This window comes from Microseira sp. BLCC-F43 (assembly GCF_041929235.1).
Lineage (GTDB): Bacteria > Cyanobacteriota > Cyanobacteriia > Cyanobacteriales > Aerosakkonemataceae > Microseira.
The window spans coordinates 1-2,578 of record NZ_JBHFNP010000295.1; the positions used below are offsets into that span (position 1 = coordinate 1).

Here is a 2,578-nt window from a genome sequence, read left to right on the forward strand (position 1 = left end):
TACTTCGGCACCGACCAAGAACGCACCTCACCCAAAGTAACCGGCATCGGATCTCTAACATCAATCGTAAACCGAAATACCTTCTTCGCCCTCCGACTATTTTCCGGATCAAAAAACTTCAATTTCACATCCCAACAATCGCTATCAAGGCGACAAAACGGGCTTTTTTCCACTTCAATGCTATCAAGTTCCATCCCCCGCGCCACCGCAAAAGCAAACGTAGAAGCAGCTTGAAACGCATTCGTCGCCGCAAAATTGAGCGCCCGATCTCGAGAAGTTTGTCCCAAATTCCGCAAGTCGAAATAGATGCGCTTCAGGAAACTACCCAAAGAACGTCGCATCCCTTCAGAGTTCCCTTCCCCCGCTTCAGAACCCACCGTTTGTAAGGCAGAACTGACAAGGTTATTCACTTTCCAACCGTACATTCCCCGCGTATTTTGCACTGAAATCACCGGCACAACTTGCCCAGAAAAAAGTTTCACCGTTCTATCTGTCAACTTTCCCGGAATGCTTGCCCGTTCGATGTAATCTTCGCTGTTTTCTGGTTCCACTTGTCCAGCTAAAATTAGTTGCAAAGTTTCGTAGATATCTGCCGCAAATGCACCCACAGGTTCAATCGCATAAACGGGGGTTAATTCGATATTCAGCGTCCAAATTAAAGCTTTGGCTTCTGAAAGATTTTCGCCCAAATAATCCACCATCTGACGGGCATCGTAAGGATTGGCAGGGACGAGAGTGCCATCGATATTTACCCCTGGCATTAATTGTTTAAAAGTGTCGCGCCTCGCCTCGGTGCCAAAGTCGTAACCAAGGGTTCCCAAAGCATAAACTAAGTTTGATTTTTGGCTGGGAGTAACGCCATCAGCGGTCATGTAATTAGGCATGGCAGATAGTTCTAAATTGTGTGGCTGGGTTGTATCAGTATCCGCCAGGGATTCAAATCCACAGCTAATAGCCAAAGTCGGTTTCAACCGACTATCTGTTATGTTTTCAGTCCTCTTGAGAGGACTTTCGCTATTAGCCCGGAAATTTATTTCCGGGCGGGCTGTGCTAGAGAGTGCAATGCTGTTTCCTACAATCGGATTCTGGTTCCTAGACTCAGCCTTTTCTGCTGGTAGCACCGAGTCCCCCAGGGATTCAAATCCACAGCGAGTAGCCAAAGTCGGTTTCAACCGACTATCTGTTATGTTTTCAGTCCTCTTGAGAGGACTTTCGCTATTAGCCCGGAAATTTATTTCCGGGCGGGTTGTGTCGGCAAGGGTAACACTGGGTGCTATAACAGGGGCAATTTCCGATTGATTTATCCTCGTTAATAACTCCCCAGTTAGTAACTGAAACGCACCCGGAATATTCAACTTCCCACGCAAACACCGTTCCGGTTCTTCCACCTCTTCTGGATTGCAAGGAATCGCACTATTTAAAATCGCAGTGCGAATCGCTTCCGCATTTGGTTTTTCCCCCCGTTGCCGTTGCATACTCATCAACAATGCCGCCGTACCCGTGACAATTGGTGCCGCACAACTGGTTCCTTTTTTACGCGCAGGTTCGTCGGTGCCTGGTTGTGCCCCCAGGATGTTTTCCCCAAACGCCAGCACCCCCTCAAACTCGTAATTTCCGCCATAATTGCTGAATTTAAACGGTTTTTCGTCATCTCTCATCGCGCCAACCGTCAGGACGCCCCCAAGCACGGCGGGAATGCACCAACATTCGCCTTTGTCATTACCACCAGGCGCAACCACCAGAATATTATTATCCTGGCACTGACGCACAGCGCGGGCAATCAGGTCGTGGGCAATTCCGGTTTGGGTGGGATGACAAGCTGCACAGTGGATGATATTAGCGCCCAACTCCATCGCTAGATTAAAGGCGCGGGAAAGGTTGAGGGGAGAGATGAATTCGTCGCCTTCACCGCTGGTGTCGATGGGAATATTGAAAGCGCGACAGTTAGGGGCGATACCGGGCGCCCGAGAGCCGTGTTGACCGACAATGGTGCTAATAATGTGCGTAGCGTGGAAGTCACATTGCAGGCGCTTCAGGATGGGTTCTGGAATCTGTTTTTGCAGGGCTTCTATTTCTTGTTTCAGCGCTTGCACAGCTGGGTGTGAGTCTAATTCTTCACTATCAGTATCCTCGTCCTTTTTTAAGTCTTTTTTTAAGTCTGCTTTTTGCTTTTCTAGCGCTTCTACTTGCCAGAATAATTCCACATATTGCGGTGAGATGGGTGCGGGTTCTTCTTGCCAATAGGGTTGCAGTCGGGTGAGATTCGCTCCTTGAAAGCAGGCGCGTTCGATATCGGCAGAACCATCGAGAATAGCAATAGTAATGCGCGGGTCACCTTTGGTTATCGTCCAAAGTTCGGGAATTCCAGGGATAGTTATGAGGTCGGGCATGGGTGAAAGTTAAAGGTTAAAAGTCAATGTGGGTCGAAATTTTAGCAAGAGTAATTTTGTTATACTGAGAAATGGTATTGTACAAACCATCATTAAACGTTTTCAAATTCCTCTGATAGTTTATGACCCAGCAAGTGAGGTGATTTTATCATGGGAAAGATAGAACTTTTTCGCGCATATATACAACA

Annotated in this window: 1 protein-coding gene; it reads right to left on the reverse strand. The window is 47.7% G+C overall.

What is annotated here, in order from left to right; genetic code table 11:
• Window positions 1–2,390: PatA/PatG family cyanobactin maturation protease (locus tag ACE1CM_RS39265; RefSeq protein ID WP_374884418.1), on the reverse strand; the 2,390-nt coding region annotated here is incomplete at its 3' end.
• Window positions 2,391–2,578 lie beyond the last annotated feature (188 nt).